Consider the following 22,253-nt stretch of genomic DNA (forward strand, 5'->3'; position numbering starts at 1 on the left):
GTTCGCGCGACCGCTCCCCCCGGCGGTCACCGGTCAGGGCTGGAGCACGTAGCGACCGCGCACCCCACTCTTCGCCATGGCCCGGTGGGCGTCGGCGACCTGGTCCAGCGGCACGACCGTGTGCACTCGGGCCGGCAGTTCGCCGGACGCGGTGCGGGCGAGCAGATCACCCAATCGCGGGCCGTCGAGGTGCGTTTCCACGACGGCCACGGTGATCCCGCGCTCCGTGGCCGGCACGGCGTTCGGCCGGACCCCGACGAACGCCCCGCCGTCGCGGACCAGGGCGAGACCCTGCTCCTGCAGTGCGCCACCGTCGGCGACCGCGTCCCAGCCCGGCTCGGCCTGCGTGGTGAAGCCGGCGCCGAGGCTGCGGACGAACTCCTCGTCCTCGGCTCGGGCCAGGCCGGTCACCCGCCAGCCGCGGTCCTGCGCGAGCGAGCAGACGTACCCCCCGACCGCGCCGGCCGCGCCGGTCACCAGCAGCCGGTCACCGCCGGCGGGCGCGTCGCCGAGCAGGTCGACGATCTGCGCCGCGGCCAGCCCGTTGAGCGGCACCGTTGACGCCGCGACCAGGTCCAGCCCGGCGGGCACGACGGCGAGGCCGGCGGCCGGTACGACGAGTTGCTCGGCGTAGGTGCCGAAGTCGCGGTCGAACCCGACCACCAGACCGGCGACCCGGGTACCGGCGGCCAGGTCACCGCCGCGGCCGGTGGCCACGACGATGCCGGCGAAGTCCCACCCCAGGCCGGTACGCTCCGGCTGATCGATCAGCCCCACGGTGTGGAAGAAGCCACCGGCGACCCCGAGGTCGACGGGGTTGACCGGCGCAGCGGCGATCGCGACCCGGACCTCGCCGGGTCCGGGCTCGGCAACGGGAACGTCAATGATCTCGATCGCGTCGGGTCCGCCCGGGGTGCGCACGACGGCGGCGCGGAAGGTGGACATGCTCATGGGTTCGCTCCTTGTGGGCCTGTGTTCGGCGGTCATCTCGCATCACTATCGAGGGGTAACTCTCCATAAGGAAGTACGCACCTCAGAGTGCGTAGGGCACCGCCCGGTAAGGAGGAACGGTCGATGCCGACATCGACGGCAGCCCAGAAGCGGACACGGGCGCAGGCAGATTACGACGCGTTCCCGGCGAAAACCGTTTGCCTCACGTGGTGGGGCTCAGGGAACGTGGTGTCCACGATGTTCTAACGGACAGCACCCCGCTACTCCGAGATGCCACAGCGCCGACTCGCGCCGCGATGCTCCCGCCCACACCCTTTTTGAGGGAAGAGAACCTCCTTGTCCCAGCAACACTCCCGGCAGGAGTCCCCGCCGCCGTCCACCGCGGCCATGGGTTCGGCCACCGTCACCGTGTTCGCCTCCCCCACAAGCTGGATCGAGTCCGACGCCCTCGCGCAGTGCCACCAGGTGGCCGCCCTCGACGGCATGACGCACGTCGCCGCCATGCCGGACCTGCACCCCGGCAAGGGCGCTCCCATCGGCGCCGCCATGGCATCGACCGTGCTGTACCCGTTCCTGGTGGGCTCCGACATCGGTTGCGGCATCGCCGTGTTCCCCATGAAGCTCAAGCGCGCCGTACCCGAGAAGCTCGCCGCCCGGTTCCCCGACCTCGATCGCGCGCTGGATCCCGAGCGGGATGCCGACGACCCGGCCTGGGCCGTTGTGAAGGGCGATATCCCCGCCGGTCACACCGAGGGCTTCGGGACGGTCGGCCGGGGCAATCACTTCGTCGAGCTGGCGCGGATCGGGACCGTCTTCGATCCGGACCACGCGAGCCGTCTCGAACTCGCCGCCGACGACCTGGTCCTCATCGTCCACAGCGGTTCCCGAGGGCTGGGCGAACGGATCCTGCGGGCGCACACCGCGGTCCACGGCGCGGGCCCCGCCCCTGATCCCGGCGCCTACCTGGCGATGCATGACGACGCCGTACGCTGGGGATCACTCAACCGGCGGCTGATGGCCGCCCGCGTCGCCCATGCCCTGGGGACCGAACCCACCGAGCCGATCGTCGACCAGTGCCACAACCTGGTCGAGATCCGCGACGGGGTCTACCTGCACCGCAAGGGGGCGGCGCCGGGTGACGGCCGCGACGTGCTCATCGCCGGTACGCGAGGCACCCCTTCCTACCTCGTGGCCGCCCACGCCGGGCCGGAGGCCAACCACTCCGTCGCGCACGGCGCGGGCCGCAAGATGTCGCGTGCGGACGCGCTGCGCCGGGGCCGGGCCAAGCACACGGTCGAGGAACTGCGCCGCACGCCGGTGGGGTCGCTGGTGGTGTGCGGCGACCGCCAGCTCCTCTTCGAGGAGGCGCCGACGGCCTACAAGCGCATCGAGCAGGTGATCGCCGACCTCGTCGACCATGACCTGGCCACGCCCGTGGCCACCACGGTCCCCCTGGTCACCTACAAGACGCCCGACCTCGGGTCCACGTCCCAACGGGACCGGCGCCGCAAGCGAGGCCGGTCGTGAGCGTCCACCTGCTTCTGTCGGCCGGGCGCGGCCCGCAGGAGTGTGCCTGGGCGCTGGCACGGCTGCTGCTCCGCCTGGAGGCCGACGCCACCCGGCAGGATCTGGAGACCCATCGAGTTCAGACCGTTCCCGGCGACCGGTCCGGCACCTACCAATCGGTCCTGGTCCAGATCTCAGGAGCCGGCGCCGAGGCGTTCGCCGCCTCGTGGACCGGAACCCTGTGCTGGCAGGCCCCCAGTCCATACCGGGCCAACACGAGCCGAAAGAACTGGTACGTCATCGCCCAACCGTGCCAGGTCGACACCCCGCGCACGACGTTCGCGGAAGCGGACGTCGACATCGTCGCCTGCCGTACCGGCGGCCCCGGCGGTCAACATCGGAACAAGGCCAGCACCGCGGTACGGGCGACCCACCGGCCCTCGGGAATCGTCGTCGTGGTCGACACCGAGCGGCAGTTCAGCCTCAACCGCCGCATCGCCTTGCAACTGCTGCGACAGCGCCTCGAGCACGGCGACGAGGTGGCAGGGCGCGCCGTCACCACCGCCCGCCGGCGCATCCACGATGAGCTCGTACGCGGCGACCCCACCCGTGTCGAACGTCCGGAGACGTCGAAGCGGGACCGGCACCGTCATCTGCAGCCGTAGGTCGATCGAGCTCTCCGTGGCCGACGTCGGCGGCCGAGGGCCGTCGTCCGTATCATCTCGGCATGGCGCTGAACCCGGAGCTACGGCTCGGCCGGCGGGCGGTGCTCCTGGCCGCCGGAGGGCTGCTCGTCGGTTGCTCCCGGCGGCCCGAGGCCGACAAGATCCACCTGCGACTGGCCACCGGGCCGGCGGGGGCGGTATACCGGCGCATCGGCGGTGCGCTGGCCGAACGCATCTCCGAGCAGGTGCCGGGTGCCACGGTGGTCACCGTGCCGAGCGGAGCGTCCACCGACAACATCCGGATGCTGCGGGCGGGCGAGGTGCACCTTGGGCTGACGAGCCTGGACGCGCTGATCACGACCGACGGCCGCGCGCCCGAGGGGCTCTCGGCGATATGCCGGCTCTACGACAGTCACCTGCATCTCGTGGTCATGGCCGGTTCGGCGATCGACGGGTTCCGGGACCTCGAGGGTAGGCGCATATCCCTCGGTGCCCGTGACTCGGGCACCGAGTTCACGTCGCTGCGGGTTCTGAAGCTCGGCCTGGTGAACGCCGACGGCCGGTACCTCAGCCAGGCCGAATCGGCGGCGGCACTGCGCGACGGCGAGATCGACGCGATGTTCTCCCTGACCGGCGTCCCGACCCCCGCCATCACGGAGCTGGCGCAGCGGCACCCGATCCGGCTGATCCCGCTGGACACGCAGGCGGACGCGCTCTTCACGGCGTTCCCAGGTCCCTACACCCCGGCCATGATCCCCGCGACCGCCTACGCCGGTGTCCCGGCCACCCGCACCATCGCGGTGCCGAACGTGCTTCTCGTGCGCGACGACCTGCCCGACGACCTGGTCCACGCCATCACCGACACGATCTTCACGCACACCGGCACGATCGCCTCCGGCGGCCGCGACGACGCCGAAGCCGTCCCCGAAGCGTGGCAGATCAACGTGCGCACCGGGATCTCGACCGCATCGATCCCGCTTCATCCGGGCGCGGCCGCGTGGTTCCGCGACCGCAAGCCCTGACCCGGGCAAGACCGGACCCGAGACGGCGACGGACCGGCGGCAGAGCCCGGGTCCTCAGGTCGGCGGCAGATCCCAGGCCCTCCAACCTGCGCCGGAGCCCATGTCCTCAGACCGGCGACGGAGCCGGGGCGCCGGACGGCGACGCCCCCCGCGGAGCGATCGGCAACGCGACCACCGCGGCGAATCCGTACCCGGATCCGTCCGGGCGCGGCAGGCCCTCCTCCAGCCGCAGCTCGCCCCCGGCCGCCCCGACCAGGTCGGCGCAGATCGCCAGTCCCAGGCCGGTCCCGGGCACGTTCTGGTGCCGCGGCGACCGCCAGAACCGCCGTGGCGCCTGGGCCCGCTCGGACGCGTCGAGCCCCTGGCCGTCGTCGCGGACAGCGATCGTGACCACGCCGGCGGCCGCGGAGACGTCGCGGTGCCCGGCCGCGGAGACGTCGCGGTGCCCGGCCGCGGAGACGTCGCGGTGCCCGGCCGCGGAGACGTCGCCGTATTCGGCCGCGGAGGCGTCGCCCTGTCCGGCCGCGGAGGTGCTGCCGTGTCCGGGGCCCGCACCGCCGGGGACGACTCGGGCGGTCACCTCCACCACCTGCGCGTCCGACAGCCGTAACGCGTTGCTGATCAGCTCGTCCAGGATGCTGCCCAGTCCGCCCGGCGGCTCCAGCAACCGCAGCCCCGGCGGCACGTCGACCGCCAGCGTCTGCCCCGCCGTCGCCGTCAACGCCCGCCACCGGTCCACCCGGGTCGCCAGCACCGCGTCGAGATCCACCGGCGACGCCGTCCGTATGCTCTCCATCCGCGCACTGGCCTGCAGCGAGTTCAGCATCCGCTGCATCGCCTTCAGCTCGTCGACGGCGACGTCGTACAGCTGCCGCCCGTCGCCGGCCGCGCGCAGATGCGGTTCCAGACTCTCCACGGCGAGCCGGAGGCTGGTCAGCGGATTGCGCAACTGATGCGACGCGTCGGACACGAATGCCCGCTGCCGCTGCACGGCGTTCTCGACCGCGTCCATCATGGTGTTGAACGACTCCGCCAGCCGCCGCAGCTCGACCGGGCCGGCCTCGGCGTCCGCCCGGATGGTGAGGTCGCCCTGGGAGATCCGCGAGCTCGCCGCGTCCAGCTCCCGCACCGGCCGCAGCACCCACGCCGACACCGGCCAGGCGACGGCCACCAGCGCGATCAACGGCAGCAGCCCGAGCCCGGCGAGCTGGGCCCATCGTACGAGGATGCGGTAGCGCGTCTTCGACAGGTCGGAAATCGTCACGACGGCGCCGACGACCTCGCTGTCCCGGCCCACCGGCTCCGCGACCACGAGTGCGGAGTCGTCCCACGGCGCCCATTCCCAGGACGGTTCGGACCTCGCCCCGGCCAGCGCCGCGGTCACGATCCGGGGCAGTGCCGGCTCGGCCCGCGCCGCCTCCCGGTACGCACCGGCCGGTCCGAGCAGCACCGTGCCCGAGGTGTCGATCGCCGCGACCGGGATGCCGTACAGCTCGTGGTAACGCGCCAGCTCCTGGTGGAGCGCCTCGGTCCGCCCGGTCGACAGCGCGGTCTCGGCCAGCGACGCGAACCGGCCGACGTCGTTGAGCCGGTCGACGTAGGTCTCCTGCATCTCCCGTTCGGCCACGGTGACGCTGAGCGGCACCCCGAGCGCCGCGACGAGCAGCACCGCGAGGGGCACCAGGACGGCGAGCAGTCGACGGTGCACGGCGCGTCAGCCGATCAGCTCCGGCTGGTCGGCCAGGAGCCGATAGCCGACCCCGTGGATCGTGCGGATGAGCACGGACGGCCTGAGCTTGTGCCGCAACGCCGCGATGTGGGTGTCCAGGGTGCGACTCGAGGACTCCCAGGTCGCGCCCCAGATCTGGTCGAGGATGACATCGCGGCTCACCACGTTCGGCGCCCGCCGGGCCAGCAGCAGGAGCAGCTCGAACTCCTTGCGGGTCAGCGTCACGGGCGTGCCGGCGACGGTGACCTCGCGGGTGCCGACGCCGATCCGCATCGGGCCGAGGACGAGCGGCTCATCCGGGTGGCTCAGGGCCCGAGCCACCCGGGTGCGCCGCAGGACGGCGTCGATCCGGGCCAGCAGCTCCGAGGTGCCGAACGGCTTCACGATGTAGTCGTCCGCGCCGGCGCGCAGGCCACGGACCCGCTCGTGCTCCTCCGACCGTGCTGTCACGGCGATGACGGCGGTCTCCGGGCGGTCACGCAGCTTGCGGATCACGTCGAGTCCGTCGCCGTCGGGCAGACCCAGGTCGACGAGGACCACATCGGATGGGGCGGCACACACGGCCTCCGCGGCGGTGGCGATGCGGTGGACCTCGAAGCCCGCCTGGGTCAGGACGGTCACCAGACCCCGCGCCACGCGGTCGTCATCCTCAATGATGGTGATCCGCATACCGGCGGATTGTACGGCCCGGACCGACGCTTGCGTTAGCCCCTTCAGGTCCTGGGATTTCTGGCCTTCGGCGCATTCTTGGGATTTCTCTGACACCATCCGCGTCCCCGTCAACCGAGACTGAGTCCACGCACTCACCGATAAATGCGCATGCGCTGACGAGGAGGCCGCGATATGAGAACGACCAGCAGATACCGTGCCGCGCGGATGATCGCCGCGATCGGCGTCGCTTCGCTTGTCGCCGCCTGTGCCGGCAACGGAGGCACCGCCGGCGGAGGCGGCACCGGCGGTGGCAGCACCGGCGGAGGCGACGCCGGCGGCTATCCGGACCAGAACATCACATTCATCGTGCCGTTCAGCGCGGGCGGCCCGACGGACACCGTCACCCGCATGATCGCCGAGCCGATGGCCGCCAAGCTCGGCGGCAAGATCGTCGTCCGGAACGTCGAGGGCGCGGGCGGCACGGTCGGCGCCGGCGAGGTCGCGCGAGCCAAGCCCGACGGCTACACCGTGCTCATGCACCACATCGGCATGTCGACGGCGCCCGCCCTGTACAAGGACCTGGGCTACAAGCCGCTCGAGGACTTCGAGATGGTCGGGCTCGTCACCGAGGTGCCGATGACGGTCGTCGCCCGCAAGGACTTCGAGCCCAAGACGCTCCAGGAACTCGTGACCTACGTGAAGGCGAACGCCGGCAAGGTCACGCTGGCCAACGCCGGCATCGGCGCAGCGTCCCACCTGTGCGGCCTGCTGTTCCAGACCGCCGCCGGTGTCAAGCTCCAGGAGGTCCCGTACGAGGGCACCGGCCCCGCGCTGACCGATCTCGTCGGCGGCCAGGTCGACTTCATGTGCGACCAGACGACCAACACCAGCGGCCAGATCTCCGCGAACGAGGTGAAGGCGTACGCGGTCACCACGCCGGAGCGGGTGAAGAGCCTGCCCGACCTGCCCACCACGACCGAGGCCGGGCTGCCCCAGCTCCAGGTCAGCGTGTGGCACGGTCTCTACGTCCCGAAGGGTACGCCGCAGGGGGACGTCCAGAAGCTGTCCGAGGCGCTGAAGGTGGCGCTGGCCGACCCGGGGGTCATCGACCGGATGGCCAAGCTCGGCACCGCGCCGGTCCCGGCCGGGGACGCGACCCCGCAGGCGCTCCGGACCAAGCTCGAAGAGCAGCTCGGCACCTGGGCGAAGGTCATCGCCGACGCCGGCGTCAAGGCCTCCTGAGATGGAGCGCCGCCGGTCCTTCCCGGACGTCCTCGCCGGGGGAATCTTCGTCCTGATCGGTGGCGCGTTCGTGGTGGGGTCGCTCGGCTACGAGCTGGGCACCCCGCTGCGGATGGGCCCCGGCGCCTTCCCCGCGCTGGTCGGCGGGGCCGTGATCGCCCTGGGCCTGGCGATCGTCATCAAGGGGCTCATCGCCGGCGAGGTGGTCTCGTTCGGGCCGATCCCCTGGCGTGCGGTCACCGTCATCGTGCTCGCGGTCCTGTTCTTCGGATTCACCGTCGAGGGCTTCGGATTCGTCCCGACGTCGGCGGTGACCGCCCTGCTCACCACGCTGGCCAGCTCGCGCGTACGGCCGCTCACGGCCGTGGCCGTGGCCGCCGGGCTGACCGTGGCCGGCACGCTCATCTTCGTCTTCGGACTTCAGCTGCGGATCCCGCTATGGGGCCCGTGGCTGGGACTCTGACGCGGCATCCGGATTGAGGCATGGAACTTCTCGACAACCTCGCGCTGGGCTTCTCGACCGCCTTCATGATCCAGAACGTCCTCTACTGTTTCGTGGGAGTACTGCTCGGGACGGCGGTCGGCGTGCTGCCCGGCATCGGGCCGACGGCGACGGTGGCGATGCTGCTGCCGATCACGTTCAGCTTCGAGCCGGTGACGGCGCTGATCATGCTGGCCGGCATCTACTACGGCGCGCAGTACGGCGGCTCGACGACCGCCATCCTGATCAACCTGCCCGGTGAGTCGTCGGCGGCGGTCACCGCGCTGGACGGGCACGAGATGGCCCGGCAGGGCCGGGCCGGCGCGGCACTGGCCGCCGCTGCGATCGGGTCCTTCATCGCGGGTACGGTGTCCACCGTCGTGCTGGCCGTCGCGGCCCCACCGCTGGCCCGCGTCGCGTTGAAGTTCGGCCCGGCCGAATACTTCTCGCTGGTGCTGCTCGGCCTGATCGTGTCGATCACGCTGGCGCGTGGCTCGACGCTCAAGGCACTGGCGATGATCGCGCTCGGAGTCCTGTTCGGCACGGTCGGCCAGGACATCTACACCGGCACGCCCCGGTTCGTGTTCGGCCAGCGCGAGCTGTACGGCGGCATCGACTTCGTGTCGGTCGCCGTCGGCATGTTCGGGGTGGCCGAGATCCTGCGCAACCTGGAGAACGAGCAGACCCGTACGGCGGTCATCAGCAAGGTGAAGAACCTCTGGCCGACCCGCGAGGACCGGCGCCGGATGATCGCCCCGATCCTGCGGGGCACCGGTCTCGGCGCCGCGCTCGGCGTCCTGCCCGGCGGTGGCCACGTGCTGGCCTCGTTCGCCTCGTACGCCGTCGAGAAGCGGGTCTCGAAGCGTCCCCAGGAGTTCGGGCGCGGCGCGATCGAGGGCGTCGCCGGCCCCGAGTCGGCGAACAACGCCGCCGCGCAGACGTCGTTCATCCCGCTGCTCACCCTGGGCCTGCCCGCACACCCGGTGATGGCACTGATGGTCGGCGCGTTCATCGTCCACGGCATAACCCCCGGCCCGAACGTCATCACCGACGAACCGGCGCTGTTCTGGGGCCTGATCGCGTCGATGTGGATCGGCAACGTGCTGCTCGTGCTGCTGAACCTGCCGCTGATCGGCGTCTGGGTGCGCATGCTGCGCATCCCGTACCAGGTGCTGTTCCCGATGATCATCCTGTTCGCCGCGATCGGCACCTACTCCCTGGAGTTCAACGCGTACGACGTCTACGCGATCGCGTTCTTCGGGATCCTGGGCTACATCCTGATCAAGTGCGGCTGCGAGCCGGCGCCGCTGCTGCTCGGTTTCGTCCTCGGACCCTTGCTTGAGGAGAACCTGCGGCGGGCGCTCATCATCTCCCGCGGCGACGCGTCGGTCTTCCTGACCCGGCCGATCTCCGCGGTGCTCCTGGTCCTGGCCGTGGCAGCGCTCGTCGTCGCCGTCCTCCCTGCGATTCGCAAGCGCCGCGAGATCGTGTTCACCGAGGACGAATAGAAACCCTTACAGCTTCACCGTCCGTTCCGCCTGAAGCGGCCCGCGGAGAAATCGGCGGCCTGCAGCCGATTTGCCGTGGTGGGCGGTCATGTGAAGGATGCGGGGATGATCTCCCCCAGCCTGTTCCGGCAGCGCCGCTTCCTGCTGTTCGTCGGCGGCAGCGCGGGCTCCTGGGCCGCCGTGTACGTCCAGGGTTCCGTGTCCGCCTTTCTGCTCTTGACGATGTCCGGAGACCACTCCCTGTTCGGCTGGACGGCCACGATCGGGTCCGTGGCGGGCTGGACGGACACGGGCGGGGATCTGCTGTTGCTGCTGCTCGCCCTGCCCCTCGGCGTGCTGGTCGACCGGGTACGGCGCCGGTCGGTGCTGGTGGCGATGAGCCTGCTGGGGGCGGTGCTGCTCGCCTCGGTTCCGGTCGCGGCCTGGCTGGGTGCGGCGACCTGGCCGCACGTCGCCCTGGTGGGAATGATCATCGGGATGCTGCAGGGGACATCGATCGCCCACGATGCCTACCTGCCGGCCGTCGTCGGACGCGACCGGCTGCTCTCGGCGAACGCCGTGCTGACCGTCGTGCCGGCGATCGTCGTGCTCGGCGTCATGCTGGTGACCGTCTATCTCACGGACGGCTCCGAGTCCTCGGTCCTGCTCGTCATGGCCGTGGTGCTCGCCCTCTCAGCGTTTCTGTTTCGCGGGATCGACGCTCCGGAGGAGCCGCCGGGTCCGCGAGCGGGCCTGTGGCGGGAGCTGGCCGAGGGCGTGCGCTTCACCCTGACCCATCCGGTGCTCCGGGCCATCGCCCTGTTCCTGGTGCTGTCGCCGTTGTTCGAGGAAGTGGTCGAGGAGGCGACCAGCGAGACGGTCCATGCGGCGCTTCTTTCGGATCGCATCGATCTGGGATGGACGACGCTCGCCGGCTCCGTGGCGTCCCTCGCCGTGGTTCTGCCGGTTGTGCTGCTGCACCGGCGCGTCGGCGTCTTCCGGATGGCCTGGCTCGCAGCCTTGGTGACCCCTCCGTTCGCGCTCCTGTCCGCGCTGGCCGACACGGCGTGGGGTGCGGTCTGGTACGCGATCGGCACGGTCGTCCCACAGGCCGGATGGACGGTCATCGCGGTCGCCCTGCTCAGTCACCGCCAGGCGATCACGCCCGACCGGCTGCTGGGCCGTACCGGCGGCACGCTGCTCCTGCTCACCGGCCTGACCGGATTCGCCGACGAGTCGCTGGAGAACTTCGCCGAGCTGCTCCTGCGGGGATGGGGGTCGCCACCCGTCCTGGCGTTGGGTATGGCGGGCATGCTCGCCGCGGCCATCCCGCTGCTGAAGGTCCGCCACCTCGCCACGTCCGCATCTCCACGCGCGACACCTGACGACAAGGTCATTGGCAGCGTAGGTCCGGACCTGGAAACCTGAGGCCGAACCTGGCAGGGTTCCTCGAACAGGACATTCACCCCGGGCCGATTGTGTCTGTGAACGCTACCTTGTCACCGTTGACGTGGAGAACCGGCAGAACAGGTGCTCCGAGCCATAGCGAGAATGGGCCTCGGCTTCATCCATGAAATGTCCGAGCGGGGTTGTAATGTCCACATCGGGCCGTAGGGGGATCATCAATCTCGGAGGACTGTGATGGATGTTCGCGAAGCCGCGCTGCGTTGGGCGAATACGTGGGCCGCAGCTTGGGAAGGACAGAACGCCGAAGCCATCGTCGCCTGCCAGGCCGAAGACGGCGTTCACTGGTCGACGCCCTTCGCAGCCCCTCACCGAGGACGTGACGGGCTCAGAAAATACCTTCGGGACGCGTTCGCGTCGGAGGTCGAGCCGACACGGGCTCGTTTCGCCGAGCCCGTGGTCGAGGGTGACCAGGCCGCCGTCGAGTACTGGGCGCTGTCGCGCTATGAGAGTGGCCCGCTGACCATCTCCGGATGCACAATGTTGCGATTCAACCCAGACGGCCTGGTCAGCGAATCTCGGGACTACTCATTCGTTGAGTCCGGTCATCACCCGTTCCCGTTCGGGTGGTGAAGCCGGATCCTTCCTGAAATCCCGGTGAGCCGAATGGCGCCGATCGCCGCCATAACCATGTCCGACCGGTCAGAGATCTGTGAGACGGAAACCGGCGCGACCCGTACGGCGTGCACGGCCGAACGGCTGGAGGTCATGTCGCAGCGGGTCAGCGCCTTCACCGGTTCGAGGCGTTCCCGGTCGAACTCATCGTCCGGGTTCAGCTCTCCTGATCGATAAAAAGAGCGGCGAGGCGGGGAAGGCGTCGGCGGGTCTCCTCCTCGTCATCCACGTCCCAGTTCTCACCCGCCGGGCGGCCGGGCCGGTCTAGCCCCGGCACCGTGGCCTCCATCACCGCATCGAACGAGTCCGTCTCCCCCTGCACACGTCCGTACGCCTCCCGTGGCGCATACGACAGGTCCTCACAGCCGATCCAGCCCTGCTCCTCACGGCTCATCCGCGCGACGACGGGCAGCTCGGCAAGCGAGTCGGGATCGGCGACGGCGCGGGTGAACGTCGTGCGCCCCAGCAGCACGAGCCCACCGCGGAAGTCCCTGAAGCCATCGTCGCCGCAACCGCCCTCGATGAGCTGCGCCGCGTTCCACAGCGGCCACCGGTACGCGGAGTCACGAACCCGGATCAGGAGCTGTGCGAACGCAATGATCTCGGCGGCCTCCAGCTCGGAGAGCAGGGTGGTCAGCACCGGCACCAGCGGGTCGCCGGGCGGGTCTCGGTCATCGGCACGCTCACCGACCGCGGCCCGGGCCCGCTCGATAAGATCCCACCAGACATCGATCTTCACGCCGGTCACTCTAACGACGACGGCCCTCTGCCCCATGACCCTGGGGTCGCCTCATCCCCCGGGCGATCACCGCCGTGGAGATCCACCGGCATCCGGCCAGACTGTCAGAGCAAATCGACGCGGCACGTTCCGCACGACCGACCCCTACTCCGCTCCGTTGCCCCGGTTTCCACCGGTTACCGGCTCTGGACAACGTGGCGCTTACGTGATCTGACTGAAGAGTACGAGCGCCGTCGATCACGAACAGGAGCACCTGGAAATGAGCGTCACGCCGCGACTGCACACCGCCGGCACCACCCTGCTGGACCGAGCCCGCGTCCTGCGCCCACTGATCGAGCGCGAGGCGGCCACGGCCGAGGCGCAGGGCATGCTCACCACCCCCGTCGTGGACGCCCTCCATGAGGCAGGACTTTTCGGCGTATGGGTGCCCGCGTCGCTGGGCGGCGCGGAGCTGTCCCCCAGGGAGCTGATCGCCGTCTTCGAGGAGCTCTCCTACGCCGACCCCTCGACGGGCTGGGTGGTCATGGCCACCACGCTGGAGAACGGCACGGCCGGCGCCTACCTGGGTGACGAGGCCGTCGAACGCATCTTCAAGGGCCCGCGGATGCCGCTCTTCGCGGGCCAGGGCACCCGGCCGGGCACAGCCGTACGCGAGGACGGCGGTTTCCGTCTCAGCGGCCGGTGGAGCTTCGCCTCGGGCATGCCGCACGCCCAGTACGTCCACAGCCTGGGCGCCATCGAGGGCACCGACGAGGCCCGGATCTTCATCACCCCGATCGAGGACGTCAAGATGCTCGGCAACTGGGACGTCCTGGGGCTGCGCGCGACGGGCAGCATCGACTACGCCATCGACGGAGCCTTCGTCCCCGAGTCGCAGACGCACATCTTCACGCAGAACGAGCCGCTGCGCGGCGGCGCGATCTACCGGCTCGGCGTGCTCGACCAGGCACTGATCTGCCACTCCGCCTGGGCACTCGGTGTCGGCCGCCGGCTGCTCGACGAGTTGAGCCGTTACGCCCGGGCACGGACCGGACGGCCCGGCCAGATCGCCGACAGCAACGCCTTTCACGCCGATTTCGCCCGCGCCGAGGCGAAGTTCCGCGCAGCGAGGGCCCTGGTGCACGAGACGTGGGAGGACACGGAACGCACCCTCGACTCGGGCCGGACACTCGACGTACGCCAGGAGACCCTGGTGCGGCTCACGCTCAACCACGTCACGTCGACGGTCGCCGAGGTGGCCCGCTTCGTCTACGCGTCGGGCGGCACCACGGCGCTGCGCGACGGGCTGATCCAGCGGCTGTTCAGGGACGTCAACGCCGGCACCGCGCACATCACCTCGGGCCCGCAGGCGCTTCAGGAGTGCGGCCGCGAACTGGCCGGCCTGGCTCCGGATCAGTCCTGGATGCTCTTCGCCCTGGAGGCGTGAGGGGTGGTCCGACGCGCCGGGAAAGATTGGCCCATCGAGGCTTCTGTCATATTTTGGAGCATATAACCACGTGTAATAATAATGTCCTGCTAATAGGATTGCCCGCCAAGGCGGCGTCTCGCATGCCGAGATTGGTGCAAGTTTGTGAGAAAAACTCATAGGCTCCAAAGCAGCTGAGACTCACCGAACATCTCCCCATTTCAATCATTATGCGCAAGTGACCGTGGCCGGAATCTGCCACTCCACCTGCAGCCGAGGCCTTGCGCCTCTCCCGCCATCAATGATTAGCTCCCTTACATGACGGGCGTGCCAACGTATATTGCGGCTGAAATTCAGGCCGAATCAATCGCGATTCATCCACGACGCGTCTCCTCCAGATCCTGATCGCCGGCGACCTCATCGCCCGACTGATTCGAACCGCTTGAACAGGGCATGAGCAGAGGGCGGCGAAGCCCTCTCATGCCATCCCCCACCACCACCGATCGACATCCCCTCCCAAAGATGGACCGTTCCAACCTGCCGGAACGGCCCATCGACGGCACGAATTCCGTCTCGTGTCCCCGGATGCCGGGGATCCCCTTCTCGTTCGACGCATCGCCGCAGATCACGCATTTATTCGCGAGAACCTTCATGTGATTGCCCGGAGTTCAATTCATCATGTCCGAACTCTTGTCCGGGCGCGATCGCATGGGCGTTCTCAATGCCGGATCGTTTGGAGTCTCCTCCGTGACGAATTCGCTTTCCGATGTCCACAATTCCTTTCCAGAGCCGACGACCGGCGAAGGCTACCGGTCACCCACGCCGGGCCTCACCGCGGCCTTCGATCCCGGACGTTTCCACGACGGCGCCGTGGACATCGTCAGCCGCCTGACGACGTATCTGGGCGACCGGTCGGTCCGGGGGCTCGACCTTCTCGATCCGGCGGTGCTGCTGAAGGCCGCGCGGGGACTGATGACCCCGGAACGGCAGCGCATCGCCGACTTCGACGCCGACCGGGTGAACCAGATCGTCGACCTGTACACGGGGACCGGCATCCCGGTCTACTCACCCGGCTACATGGGACGGCAGTTCTCCGGCGTGGTGCCGCTGGCCAGCCTTATCGACCTGGTCGGCTCGGTGGTCAACCAGCCTTCCTCCTTCTACGAGGCCGGGCAGCTCCCCAGCGTCGCCGAGCGGCTCATGGCCGAGGAGCTCAACCGATTCATCGGCTGGAACCGCGACCGGTTCGCCATGGTGACGACCTCGGGGGGCTCCCTGGCCAACCTGACCGCGCTGCTGGCCGCCCGCGACCGCGCCTTCCCGCAGATCTGGACGCGCGGCACCGGCGGCATGTCCGGCTCCCCGGCCATCGCGGTCAGCGAGGAGGCCCACTACAGCGTGACCCGGGCGGCCGGGGTGCTCGGCATCGGCGAACGGCAGATCGTCCGGCTCCCGGTCGATCGGGCCGGGCGGATCCGTCCCGATCTGGCCGGCCCCGTACTGGACGAGGCGCACCGGCGCGGGCTGCGTCTGTTCTGTCTGGTGGCCTCGGCCGGGACCACGTCGATGGGCGCCTTCGACCCGCTGGACGAGCTCGCGGCCGTGGCACGCCGGCATGGGCTCTGGCTCCATGTGGACGGGGCGCACGGGGCGAGCCTGCTGCTGTCGGACCGGCACCGGGACAGGCTGCGCGGCATCGAGCAGGCCGACTCGCTGACCTGGGACGCCCACAAGATGCTGTTCATGCCGGCGCCGTGCACGCTGCTCTTCTACCGCGACGGCGCGGCGGCGCGCGGCGCGTTCCGGCAGCGCGCCAGCTACGTCTTCGACGAGGAACCGGACATCTACAGCGCCTACGACAGCGCGGACAAGAACTTCGAGTGCACAAAACGCCCGATGATCATGCCGCTCTGGACGGTCTGGTCGGTCTACGGCCCGGCGCTGTTCGCGCAGAAGATCGACCGGCTGTGCGCGGTGACCCGGCAGGCGTACCGGATGATCGCCGACGAGCCGGACTTCGCCGTGGTGCACGAGCCGGAGTCCAACATCCTGTGCTTCCGGTACCGGCCGGACGGCCTGGACCCGGCGACCGTACACCGGCTGCAGCTGGAGATCCGCAACCGGATCCGGGACGGCGGGCGCTTCTTCATCTCCAAGGTCGACATCGACGGGGTGGCGGCGCTGCGCGTGGTGGTGATGAACCACCTGATCGACGCCGACCACCTGACCATGCTCATCGCCGAGATCAGGGAAATCGGGCAACGGGTGCTGCGCGCGAGCGCCGCGGCCCGGCACGACCAACGGAATGGGAGTCACTCATGACCATGACGGATCTGGACATCGCCGCCTCGACGGAGCTGGCGGCACAGCTGATCCCCGAGGAGGAGCTGCGGCCCCGCTCGGTGGACGACGTCACCCGGCTGCCGTCGTTCGCGGAGAAGCTGGAGGAGTGCGGGCGGCTCACCGGAACCCCGTACTGCGAGTCCTCGCTCGACCTCCAGAACGCGCTGGTGTTCCGCCGGCTTCAGCAGCTCGTCGGCATCACCCTGCTCAACCCGCTGTGGCGCGAGCGGCTGAACTACTTCGGGATCCGCAGCGCCCCCGCCGACATGTCCGAGTGGGAGCGGATCCCCCTCTCGGACAAGACCGTTCAGCGGGACATGTTCATGGGCGCGCGAGCCGGGATGGTCGTGCCTCTCGGCCACGGCGGGTTCGAGGTGGTGGCCAGCGGCGGCACCGGTGACGGCATGCCCCTGGAGATCGTGTACTCCCTGCGGGAGCTGCGCGACACCTACCGCATCGCCGGGGAGTTCATGGGCGCCTACCAGCTCGGCCGCTACCTGCGCGGTCCCGCGCCGCGCTGGCTGTTCACCACCCTGGCCGACTACCAGATGTGGAGCAGCGGGACCATGGTCGGCGGCGTCCTGTCCCACGTCCCGGACGTCAACTACATCGGCGCGGGACCGGTGAGCGCGCCGGTGCTGGAGCACATGTTCTCCTACCCGGGCCCCAAGGCGCTGATGGGCATCACCGCCGGCATCGCGCTCCTGCCCGAGCTGGGCGCGGGCCTGACCCCGCAGGCCAGGGCGAGCTTCCGGGTCGCCATGTACGGCAGCGGCTCCCTGCCGCAGCGCAAGCGCGACGAGCTGCAGGCGTTCTTCCCCAACGTGTCGATCCTCAGCTACTTCGCCGCGACCCAGGCCGAGTGCGTCGGGCTCCAGCTCGACCACACCTCGCCGGAGCTCTCCGCCGTGCCGGGGCTGCACCTGGTGGAGATCGTGGACGAGCACGGCCGTGCCGTCGCCGAAGGCGAGGAGGGCGAGCTGGTCGTCACCCGGCTGCACGCCGACGAGACGCCGCTGCTCCGGCTCAAGCTCGGCGATCGGATGATCCGCCGCTCCGCCCTGAACGGGCCCGGGCTGCGCACCGAGCGTTTCGAGTTCGCCGGGCGCACCGCCGACGTGCTGCACCTCAACGACAGCCAGTATTCGGCGACGCTGGCCTACGCGGCCCTGCGCGGACGGCTGCGCTCGACGGCCGGCATCGACCTGGACCTGGTCGCGCACGAGGTCCAGTTCCACAACCACCGTGAGGACCGGACCCTCACCCTGCTGGTCGCGGTGGACGACGCCGAGGGCACGGCCGCGGCCGTCGAGCACGCCCTCGGCCCGAGCGGGACGCGGCGGCTGTTCACCCAGGCGCTGCCGAGCTCCCTGTCGCTCTTCAACGACCGGGAGGCCAACGCGGCGGCCATCGAGCAGACCGGGTACGGGTTCCGGCTGGCGTTCGTGCCGCCCTCCTCACCACAGATCGAACGGACCACCGTCGGCAAGACGCCGCTGGTCAGGGACCGGGGCTGAGCACGTGGTGGCCCGTACGCCCGGATGACATCCAACAAGGGAGGATCGATGAAAGACAGGATCAGCATCGTCGTGATGGTCGACGCCGTAGGGGCGTTGTCCGACAGGACGTTGCACAACGGCAACCTCTCGCTGGTCGACGACAGCTCGGCGGGGAGCAGGCTCCAGGGGACCCCCGATCTCATCACGGCGGTGGTCCCGGGGCAGGTGGTCCAGTGGACGCCCATCCACGTGGACGTGCAGACTCCGGTCGAGATCCAGGCCATCGAGTTCCTGTCCGGTGGCGCCGTCCCGCTCACGGCCGACCAGGCCGTGCCGCCGCACCCGGTGGAACCCCCCGCTCCGGCACCCGGTGCCGTGCCCACGACGGGGGCCGACGCCATGGCTTCCAACGGGTACGAGAACCACGACCTCCTGGTGTGGGAGGGCGTCGTGCCCTACGACATGACGCCCGGTGTCCCGTACCGGTACCGGCTCTCCCTCAGGCTCCACGAAGGACCCAACAGCGTGCTGCACATCGACTCGCCCGCGCTTCTGCGCGTGTGAGCCACGTTCTGCGAAAGGCGGTTTCATGGCCCAGCAACACGGGATCATCGTGCTCTTCGACGTCGAGAACGCGCTTCGGACGCGGTCGCTCGACGGCAACACGTACTGGTTCGACAACATGAAGTTGTTCGGCTCGGAGGGAGTGGGCACCGAGCAGCTGGTGACGATCGTGCCCGGCACCCATTACCTCGACGGGTCGCAGGCGACCGAGCAGGTGCTGAACTGGTTGCCCGAGGCACTGGGGTCGATCCCCTCGACGGTGCCGCGCAACTACCTGGCCGAGCAGGAACGCGCCGACGACCGGCGCACGCTGGAGGAACTGGCCGCGCTCGGCGGCGAGGACGGTGCGAGCAGCACCGATCTCAAGCGGCTGCAGAAGCGGGTCGGCAAGCGCGCCCGCAAGTCGGGCAGCGGGCGCGGCCTCACCGAGGCCAAGCTGCTGGACGTCACCGGTAAGACCACGGGCAGCCCCGGCGCGTACAACTATCCGTCTCCGGTGATCACCGATATCACCGGTCCGGCCGTCACCGAGAAGATCATGTACCCGGCCCAGTACGGATCGCCCGACATGGTCTACGACGGCTGGTACTGGGCCGCGACCGTGGACACGAGCCGGCCCGGGGTCTACCCGTACATCCTGCACATCCAGCTGCACGAGCTGGTCGCGCACAACGACGAGCTGGTCTGGGAGTCCGTGGAGATGACCTGCGAGTCCAGCCTCAAAGTCATCACCGATCCGAAGCGCAACGGATTCACCGGCAACGGGCTGGGTGTTCTTCCCCTCCCGTCCGTCCCGGCCGCCGGCTGACCCGGTCCGCGCCAGAGCATCTTCGAATGGAGGAGCCGCATGCCCCCGAAGAACAAACAGCCCGAACGCCGGCCCGCCCGGCCCGTGACGATCACCGCGGTGGTCGACCCCGTGGCCGCGCTGGCGTCGGAGAACCTGGACGACAACCTCTATCTCTACGACACCAACATCGCCGCGGGGTCCACCGGTTTCGGCACCCCTGAGCTGCACAGCCGAGTGCGCAAGGGCGACACCCTGCTCTGGAACGTGATCCCGCTGGAGTGCGAGACCTACGTGGCCCTCACCGACGTCGAGATCGACCCGCGGATCGCCGAGCCCACGCAGGAGGTGTATCCCGGCACCGACATCGTGTACTGGACCGCCGAGGTCAAGCAGGACCTCACCGAACCGCTCCCGTACCGGCTCTCGTTCCTGCTCGGCACCGTCACCACGCCGTTCACCCCCAACGCCCGGCCGGCCCTGGCCGGTCCCGCCAAAGAGGGAAAGGAAGGCCGATGACCCAGGCGTACGCGGCCTCGGACTTCACCGAGCACGGCCAGCTCAACTCCGTCCAGCTGAACGTGGTGACCCTCGTCGACATGGAGAAGGCCGCCGCGACGAAGTCCCTGGACGGCTGCCTCTACATGATGGACAACAGCGTCGGCGGGGTCGGGCAGGGCGCCGACAATCTGGAGACCATCTGCAAGCAGGGTCAGGTGGTCAACTGGATCATCCGCCCGATCGACATGCACCGCCGTCCTGACGGCACCTGGCCTCCGATGCCGAAAATCAACAATCTGGTCTTTCTCGACATCGAGAAGGGCGACGAGGACGACGTCGCCGAACGCCGGATCATGACCGAGCTCAAGGTCTACGGCGCTCCCGACCGGATGCGCGACCAGTACACCGCCGTCTACTACTACTGGGCCGGGGCGGTGATGAGCGACGCCCGGCCGGGGCTCTACCGCTATCGGTTCGTCCTGGAGCTGGAGAAGGAGCACGGCACCGACAAGCTGTATCTGAACTCGCCCCGCTATCCCGCCCTGCGGGTACTGCCCGTCTGACGGTCTCCGGGGCCGCGAACGCGGTGTGGTGAAGGTGGAGGTCATGGTCGCCGCCGGGCGGCGGCCATGGCCGGCCGGCGCGGGCGCCCGGCCTGCTCCTCGAAGATGAGGAGGACCTACCGGAGCATGCGCTCGACTGTTTCCTCGGTCGAGGGCACCGCATGAGCGAGGAATCGGTAGTTGACGATCGCCGCTTCGTAGCCGTCGCCCCAGTCCGGATGCCGCGGTCCGGCGGTCGCGTCCCTGACAACCGCCACCTCGAAGCCCTGCTCGAGAAATTCGCGCAGGTGGGATTCGACGCACAGGTTCGCCAGCATGCCACCAAGAACGATCTTGTTGATTCCCCGCTTGCGCAGTTGCAGGACCAGATCGTTGGTCTGCGGCCCGAACACCTTGTGTGGACTGGCGACGATCGTCCTGCCGTCTTCGATGTAGGGCTTGAAACGATCCAGCCAGTCCGCGCCGGAGTCGCGGAAACCGGTCAGATCCAGCGGGCCGCTCCGCGCGAAGGTGCCCGTCCGGAGCTCGTCGGTCTCCAGCGGTCCGTTGAACGTCCAGCCGCTGTCGGTGGGATAGAAATAGTGGGGCGATATGAAAACGTCATAGCCCCGCTCCTTTGCGGCCCTGAAGATGCGCTCCATGTTCTCGACCGTGCCGTTTTCGGTGACGCTCGCACCGACCACCGCCCAGCTCGTTCCTTTTTCGCTCAGCACGTCGTTCTGCGGGTCGATGAACACCACCGCAGTGTCGGACCGCTGAATTTCCATTGCCCCGGCCCCTTTACCGTTCCCGGCTCGCCGTCGGCAAGACCGGCCCCCCATCCGGATGGCTCAGGCTGCGAGGCATACCCCTTCCGATCGGCCGGCAATCGTCAGCCGCCCGCAGGGACCGAGGTCGGCTGCCGAGTTCGGGCAGCTCAGAGGGCTGGACGCCCTCGCCGCCGGGGAGGACGGCCCGTCACGGTCTCAACCCAGGACCGGGCATCGTCCTCGAACGGCGACCGGTTCACCGCATCACTTTTTCGGCGTACTCGCGGAAACCACGAGCCGGATGGCCGGTCATCCGCTCGACGGTGTCGGTGGTGCGGTCTTCCGCCCCCTCGGCGATGGCGCAGTCCATACCGGCCAGCATCGCGGCGAACTCCTCGGGGATGCCCGCGGCGGTCAGGCGGTCGCGCATCTGCTCGTAGGTGAGCGGCCGATGGGAGACGGTCCTGCCCGTGACCTGGGCGATGATGCCCGCGACGTCGTCGTAGCTCAGAGCCTCGGGCCCGGTGATCACCAGGTCGGCATTGGGTGCGGTCTCGTCGGTGAGGGCTCGTACGGCGACCGCCGCGATGTCGTCGGCGTCGATGAAGCCGACCCGGCCCGTACCGGTCGCGGTCAGGATGGCGCCGTCGTTGCGGATGCTGTCCGCGTGCGGGTGCTGATCGGTGAAGTTCTGCATGAACCACGACGGCCGCAGCACCGCCCACTGGTCGAACAGGCCGGCGAGCAGGCCGTGGACCTGGCCGACTCCGGGTCCCCCTGCGGGTATGGCCGAGGAGCTGAGAAGTGCCACGCGCCGCACACCGGCGGAACGGGCCTGCTCCAGGAAGGACACCATGACGGCGGCCGGGTCCGGGTCGCCGATGGGCGGAACGAGGTAGACCCGGTCCGCGCCGTGCAGCGCGCCGCCGTAGGTGGCGGAGTCGTGCCAGTCGAAGCGGACGGCCCGGGCGCCGTCCTGCGCGGTGGCGCGGCGACTGGCCGCCGTGACCGTGTGGCCGAGGGCGACGAGCCGGGACACGACGCGGCTGCCGGTGTTGCCCGTGGCTCCGGTGACCAGGATGGCGAGGTCGGTCATTTTCGTCTCCTCTTATCGTGCGGCGGGGAAGAACTTCGCGTCGTCCAGGGAGCCCGGGATCGCGAGGGGGTTCCAGTAGTCGCGGTAATGAGCGATGAGGCCGTCCATGTCCTTGCCCAGCAGCAGGTCCAGGCTGCGGCGGTACACGTCCGCCGCGGTGGTGGGCTCTGTCATCGGAATGCGCCATCCCCTAA

The 22,253-nt window shown here is 69.5% G+C and carries 22 protein-coding genes; 15 read left to right on the plus strand and 7 right to left on the minus strand.

From position 1 onward, the window contains the following. Positions 1–33 precede the first annotated feature (33 nt). The gene (locus DKM19_RS42265) at positions 34–951 is read right to left on the minus strand and encodes an NADP-dependent oxidoreductase (RefSeq protein WP_110703988.1); all 918 of its coding nucleotides are present in this window, start codon (positions 949–951) and stop codon (positions 34–36) included. A 336-nt stretch (positions 952–1,287) separates the two neighbouring features. Between DKM19_RS42265 and DKM19_RS42270 the strand changes: the two genes are divergently transcribed. The 3 genes from DKM19_RS42270 to DKM19_RS42280 all read left to right on the plus strand — a co-directional run bounded on the left by DKM19_RS42270 (position 1,288) and on the right by DKM19_RS42280 (position 4,144). Beyond that, positions 1,288–2,478, plus strand: a complete 1,191-nt coding sequence (locus DKM19_RS42270; protein ID WP_204358463.1) for an RNA ligase RtcB family protein — start codon at positions 1,288–1,290, stop codon at positions 2,476–2,478. Then, a complete protein-coding gene (gene prfH / locus DKM19_RS42275) occupies positions 2,475–3,122 on the plus strand; it encodes a peptide chain release factor H (RefSeq protein ID WP_110703992.1) in 648 nt (215 codons plus the stop codon). The genes DKM19_RS42270 and prfH overlap by 4 nt, the downstream gene beginning before the upstream one ends. A 62-nt stretch (positions 3,123–3,184) precedes the next feature. After that, a complete protein-coding gene (locus tag DKM19_RS42280) occupies positions 3,185–4,144 on the plus strand; it encodes a TAXI family TRAP transporter solute-binding subunit (protein ID WP_110703994.1) in 960 nt (319 codons plus the stop codon). A gap of 106 nt (positions 4,145–4,250) precedes the next feature. Here the strand turns inward: DKM19_RS42280 and DKM19_RS42285 are convergent, their stop codons facing one another. Further along, a complete protein-coding gene (locus tag DKM19_RS42285; protein ID WP_239513890.1) occupies positions 4,251–5,852 on the minus strand; it encodes a HAMP domain-containing sensor histidine kinase in 1,602 nt (533 codons plus the stop codon). Between the two features lie 6 nt (positions 5,853–5,858). Further along, entirely contained in the window at positions 5,859–6,542 is a 684-nt protein-coding gene (locus DKM19_RS42290) for a response regulator transcription factor (RefSeq protein ID WP_110703997.1), read from the minus strand. A gap of 174 nt (positions 6,543–6,716) precedes the next feature. Here DKM19_RS42290 and DKM19_RS42295 point away from each other — a divergent pair, with 174 nt between their 5' ends. The 5 genes from DKM19_RS42295 to DKM19_RS42315 all read left to right on the plus strand — a co-directional run bounded on the left by DKM19_RS42295 (position 6,717) and on the right by DKM19_RS42315 (position 11,771). Beyond that, complete coding sequence (locus tag DKM19_RS42295; RefSeq protein WP_204358464.1) at positions 6,717–7,766, plus strand: tripartite tricarboxylate transporter substrate-binding protein; 1,050 nt, start codon at positions 6,717–6,719, stop codon at positions 7,764–7,766. A gap of 1 nt (position 7,767) precedes the next feature. After that, entirely contained in the window at positions 7,768–8,229 is a 462-nt protein-coding gene (locus tag DKM19_RS42300) for a tripartite tricarboxylate transporter TctB family protein (protein ID WP_110704001.1), read from the plus strand. Between the two features lie 20 nt (positions 8,230–8,249). Continuing rightward, positions 8,250–9,755, plus strand: coding sequence for a tripartite tricarboxylate transporter permease (locus DKM19_RS42305; RefSeq protein WP_110704003.1), 1,506 nt, complete (start codon positions 8,250–8,252; stop codon positions 9,753–9,755). Between the two features lie 105 nt (positions 9,756–9,860). Further along, positions 9,861–11,162 carry an MFS transporter gene (locus DKM19_RS42310; RefSeq protein WP_110704005.1) on the plus strand — a complete coding sequence of 434 codons (1,302 nt, stop codon included), beginning with the start codon at positions 9,861–9,863 and terminating at the stop codon, positions 11,160–11,162. A 213-nt stretch (positions 11,163–11,375) separates the two neighbouring features. After that, a complete protein-coding gene (locus tag DKM19_RS42315; RefSeq protein WP_110704007.1) occupies positions 11,376–11,771 on the plus strand; it encodes a nuclear transport factor 2 family protein in 396 nt (131 codons plus the stop codon). 199 nt (positions 11,772–11,970) lie between these two features. On the opposite strand, the gene DKM19_RS42320 is transcribed toward DKM19_RS42315, so the two are convergent. Continuing rightward, a complete protein-coding gene (locus tag DKM19_RS42320; RefSeq protein WP_204358465.1) occupies positions 11,971–12,561 on the minus strand; it encodes a DUF4240 domain-containing protein in 591 nt (196 codons plus the stop codon). Between the two features lie 250 nt (positions 12,562–12,811). On the opposite strand from DKM19_RS42320, the gene DKM19_RS42325 reads away from it, so the two are divergent. The 7 genes from DKM19_RS42325 to DKM19_RS42355 all read left to right on the plus strand — a co-directional run bounded on the left by DKM19_RS42325 (position 12,812) and on the right by DKM19_RS42355 (position 20,214). Beyond that, positions 12,812–13,978: an acyl-CoA dehydrogenase family protein gene (locus DKM19_RS42325; protein ID WP_110704009.1), complete on the plus strand. Its 1,167-nt coding sequence runs from the start codon at positions 12,812–12,814 to the stop codon at positions 13,976–13,978. Between the two features lie 726 nt (positions 13,979–14,704). Then, a complete protein-coding gene (locus tag DKM19_RS42330; RefSeq protein WP_162642176.1) occupies positions 14,705–16,279 on the plus strand; it encodes a pyridoxal-dependent decarboxylase in 1,575 nt (524 codons plus the stop codon). Next, positions 16,276–17,817: a hypothetical protein gene (locus DKM19_RS42335; protein ID WP_110704013.1), complete on the plus strand. Its 1,542-nt coding sequence runs from the start codon at positions 16,276–16,278 to the stop codon at positions 17,815–17,817. Before DKM19_RS42330 ends, DKM19_RS42335 begins: the two co-directional genes overlap by 4 nt. A 48-nt stretch (positions 17,818–17,865) precedes the next feature. After that, positions 17,866–18,363, plus strand: coding sequence for a hypothetical protein (locus DKM19_RS42340; protein ID WP_110704015.1), 498 nt, complete (start codon positions 17,866–17,868; stop codon positions 18,361–18,363). Between the two features lie 25 nt (positions 18,364–18,388). Continuing rightward, a complete protein-coding gene (locus tag DKM19_RS42345; protein WP_110704017.1) occupies positions 18,389–19,171 on the plus strand; it encodes a hypothetical protein in 783 nt (260 codons plus the stop codon). A 39-nt stretch (positions 19,172–19,210) separates the two neighbouring features. Next, complete coding sequence (locus DKM19_RS42350) at positions 19,211–19,669, plus strand: hypothetical protein (protein WP_110704019.1); 459 nt, start codon at positions 19,211–19,213, stop codon at positions 19,667–19,669. After that, positions 19,666–20,214: a hypothetical protein gene (locus DKM19_RS42355; RefSeq protein ID WP_110704021.1), complete on the plus strand. Its 549-nt coding sequence runs from the start codon at positions 19,666–19,668 to the stop codon at positions 20,212–20,214. The genes DKM19_RS42350 and DKM19_RS42355 overlap by 4 nt, the downstream gene beginning before the upstream one ends. Before the next feature lie 116 nt (positions 20,215–20,330). Here DKM19_RS42355 and DKM19_RS42360 read toward each other — a convergent pair whose 3' ends face one another. The 3 genes from DKM19_RS42360 to DKM19_RS50240 all read right to left on the minus strand — a co-directional run bounded on the left by DKM19_RS42360 (position 20,331) and on the right by DKM19_RS50240 (position 22,233). After that, on the minus strand, positions 20,331–20,981 hold the full coding sequence (locus DKM19_RS42360; protein ID WP_110704023.1) for a cysteine hydrolase: 651 nt from the start codon (positions 20,979–20,981) through the stop codon (positions 20,331–20,333). A gap of 238 nt (positions 20,982–21,219) precedes the next feature. After that, positions 21,220–22,059 carry an ergot alkaloid biosynthesis protein gene (locus DKM19_RS42365; RefSeq protein WP_110704025.1) on the minus strand — a complete coding sequence of 280 codons (840 nt, stop codon included), beginning with the start codon at positions 22,057–22,059 and terminating at the stop codon, positions 21,220–21,222. 12 nt (positions 22,060–22,071) lie between these two features. Continuing rightward, entirely contained in the window at positions 22,072–22,233 is a 162-nt protein-coding gene (locus DKM19_RS50240) for a hypothetical protein (protein ID WP_162642178.1), read from the minus strand. Positions 22,234–22,253: the final 20 nt, after the last annotated feature.

The organism is Streptosporangium sp. 'caverna' (assembly GCF_003203775.1).
GTDB classification, from domain to species: Bacteria; Actinomycetota; Actinomycetes; order Streptosporangiales; family Streptosporangiaceae; genus Streptosporangium; species Streptosporangium subroseum.

What these genes read in the sequence shown, in the direction of transcription:
- DKM19_RS42325 (WP_110704009.1), top strand. Translation starts at nt 12,812, where the DNA reads ATGAGCGTCACGCCGCGACTGCACACCGCCGGCACCACCCTGCTGGAC.
- DKM19_RS42265 (WP_110703988.1), bottom strand. Translation starts at nt 951, where the DNA reads ATGAGCATGTCCACCTTCCGCGCCGCCGTCGTGCGCACCCCGGGCGGA.
- DKM19_RS42310 (WP_110704005.1), top strand. Translation starts at nt 9,861, where the DNA reads ATGATCTCCCCCAGCCTGTTCCGGCAGCGCCGCTTCCTGCTGTTCGTC.
- DKM19_RS42345 (WP_110704017.1), top strand. Translation starts at nt 18,389, where the DNA reads ATGGCCCAGCAACACGGGATCATCGTGCTCTTCGACGTCGAGAACGCG.
- DKM19_RS42290 (WP_110703997.1), bottom strand. Translation starts at nt 6,542, where the DNA reads ATGCGGATCACCATCATTGAGGATGACGACCGCGTGGCGCGGGGTCTG.
- DKM19_RS42350 (WP_110704019.1), top strand. Translation starts at nt 19,211, where the DNA reads ATGCCCCCGAAGAACAAACAGCCCGAACGCCGGCCCGCCCGGCCCGTG.
- DKM19_RS42355 (WP_110704021.1), top strand. Translation starts at nt 19,666, where the DNA reads ATGACCCAGGCGTACGCGGCCTCGGACTTCACCGAGCACGGCCAGCTC.
- DKM19_RS42360 (WP_110704023.1), bottom strand. Translation starts at nt 20,981, where the DNA reads ATGGAAATTCAGCGGTCCGACACTGCGGTGGTGTTCATCGACCCGCAG.
- DKM19_RS50240 (WP_162642178.1), bottom strand. Translation starts at nt 22,233, where the DNA reads ATGACAGAGCCCACCACCGCGGCGGACGTGTACCGCCGCAGCCTGGAC.
- DKM19_RS42340 (WP_110704015.1), top strand. Translation starts at nt 17,866, where the DNA reads ATGAAAGACAGGATCAGCATCGTCGTGATGGTCGACGCCGTAGGGGCG.
- DKM19_RS42315 (WP_110704007.1), top strand. Translation starts at nt 11,376, where the DNA reads ATGGATGTTCGCGAAGCCGCGCTGCGTTGGGCGAATACGTGGGCCGCA.
- DKM19_RS42305 (WP_110704003.1), top strand. Translation starts at nt 8,250, where the DNA reads ATGGAACTTCTCGACAACCTCGCGCTGGGCTTCTCGACCGCCTTCATG.
- DKM19_RS42300 (WP_110704001.1), top strand. Translation starts at nt 7,768, where the DNA reads ATGGAGCGCCGCCGGTCCTTCCCGGACGTCCTCGCCGGGGGAATCTTC.
- DKM19_RS42280 (WP_110703994.1), top strand. Translation starts at nt 3,185, where the DNA reads ATGGCGCTGAACCCGGAGCTACGGCTCGGCCGGCGGGCGGTGCTCCTG.
- DKM19_RS42335 (WP_110704013.1), top strand. Translation starts at nt 16,276, where the DNA reads ATGACCATGACGGATCTGGACATCGCCGCCTCGACGGAGCTGGCGGCA.
- DKM19_RS42365 (WP_110704025.1), bottom strand. Translation starts at nt 22,059, where the DNA reads ATGACCGACCTCGCCATCCTGGTCACCGGAGCCACGGGCAACACCGGC.
- DKM19_RS42295 (WP_204358464.1), top strand. Translation starts at nt 6,717, where the DNA reads ATGAGAACGACCAGCAGATACCGTGCCGCGCGGATGATCGCCGCGATC.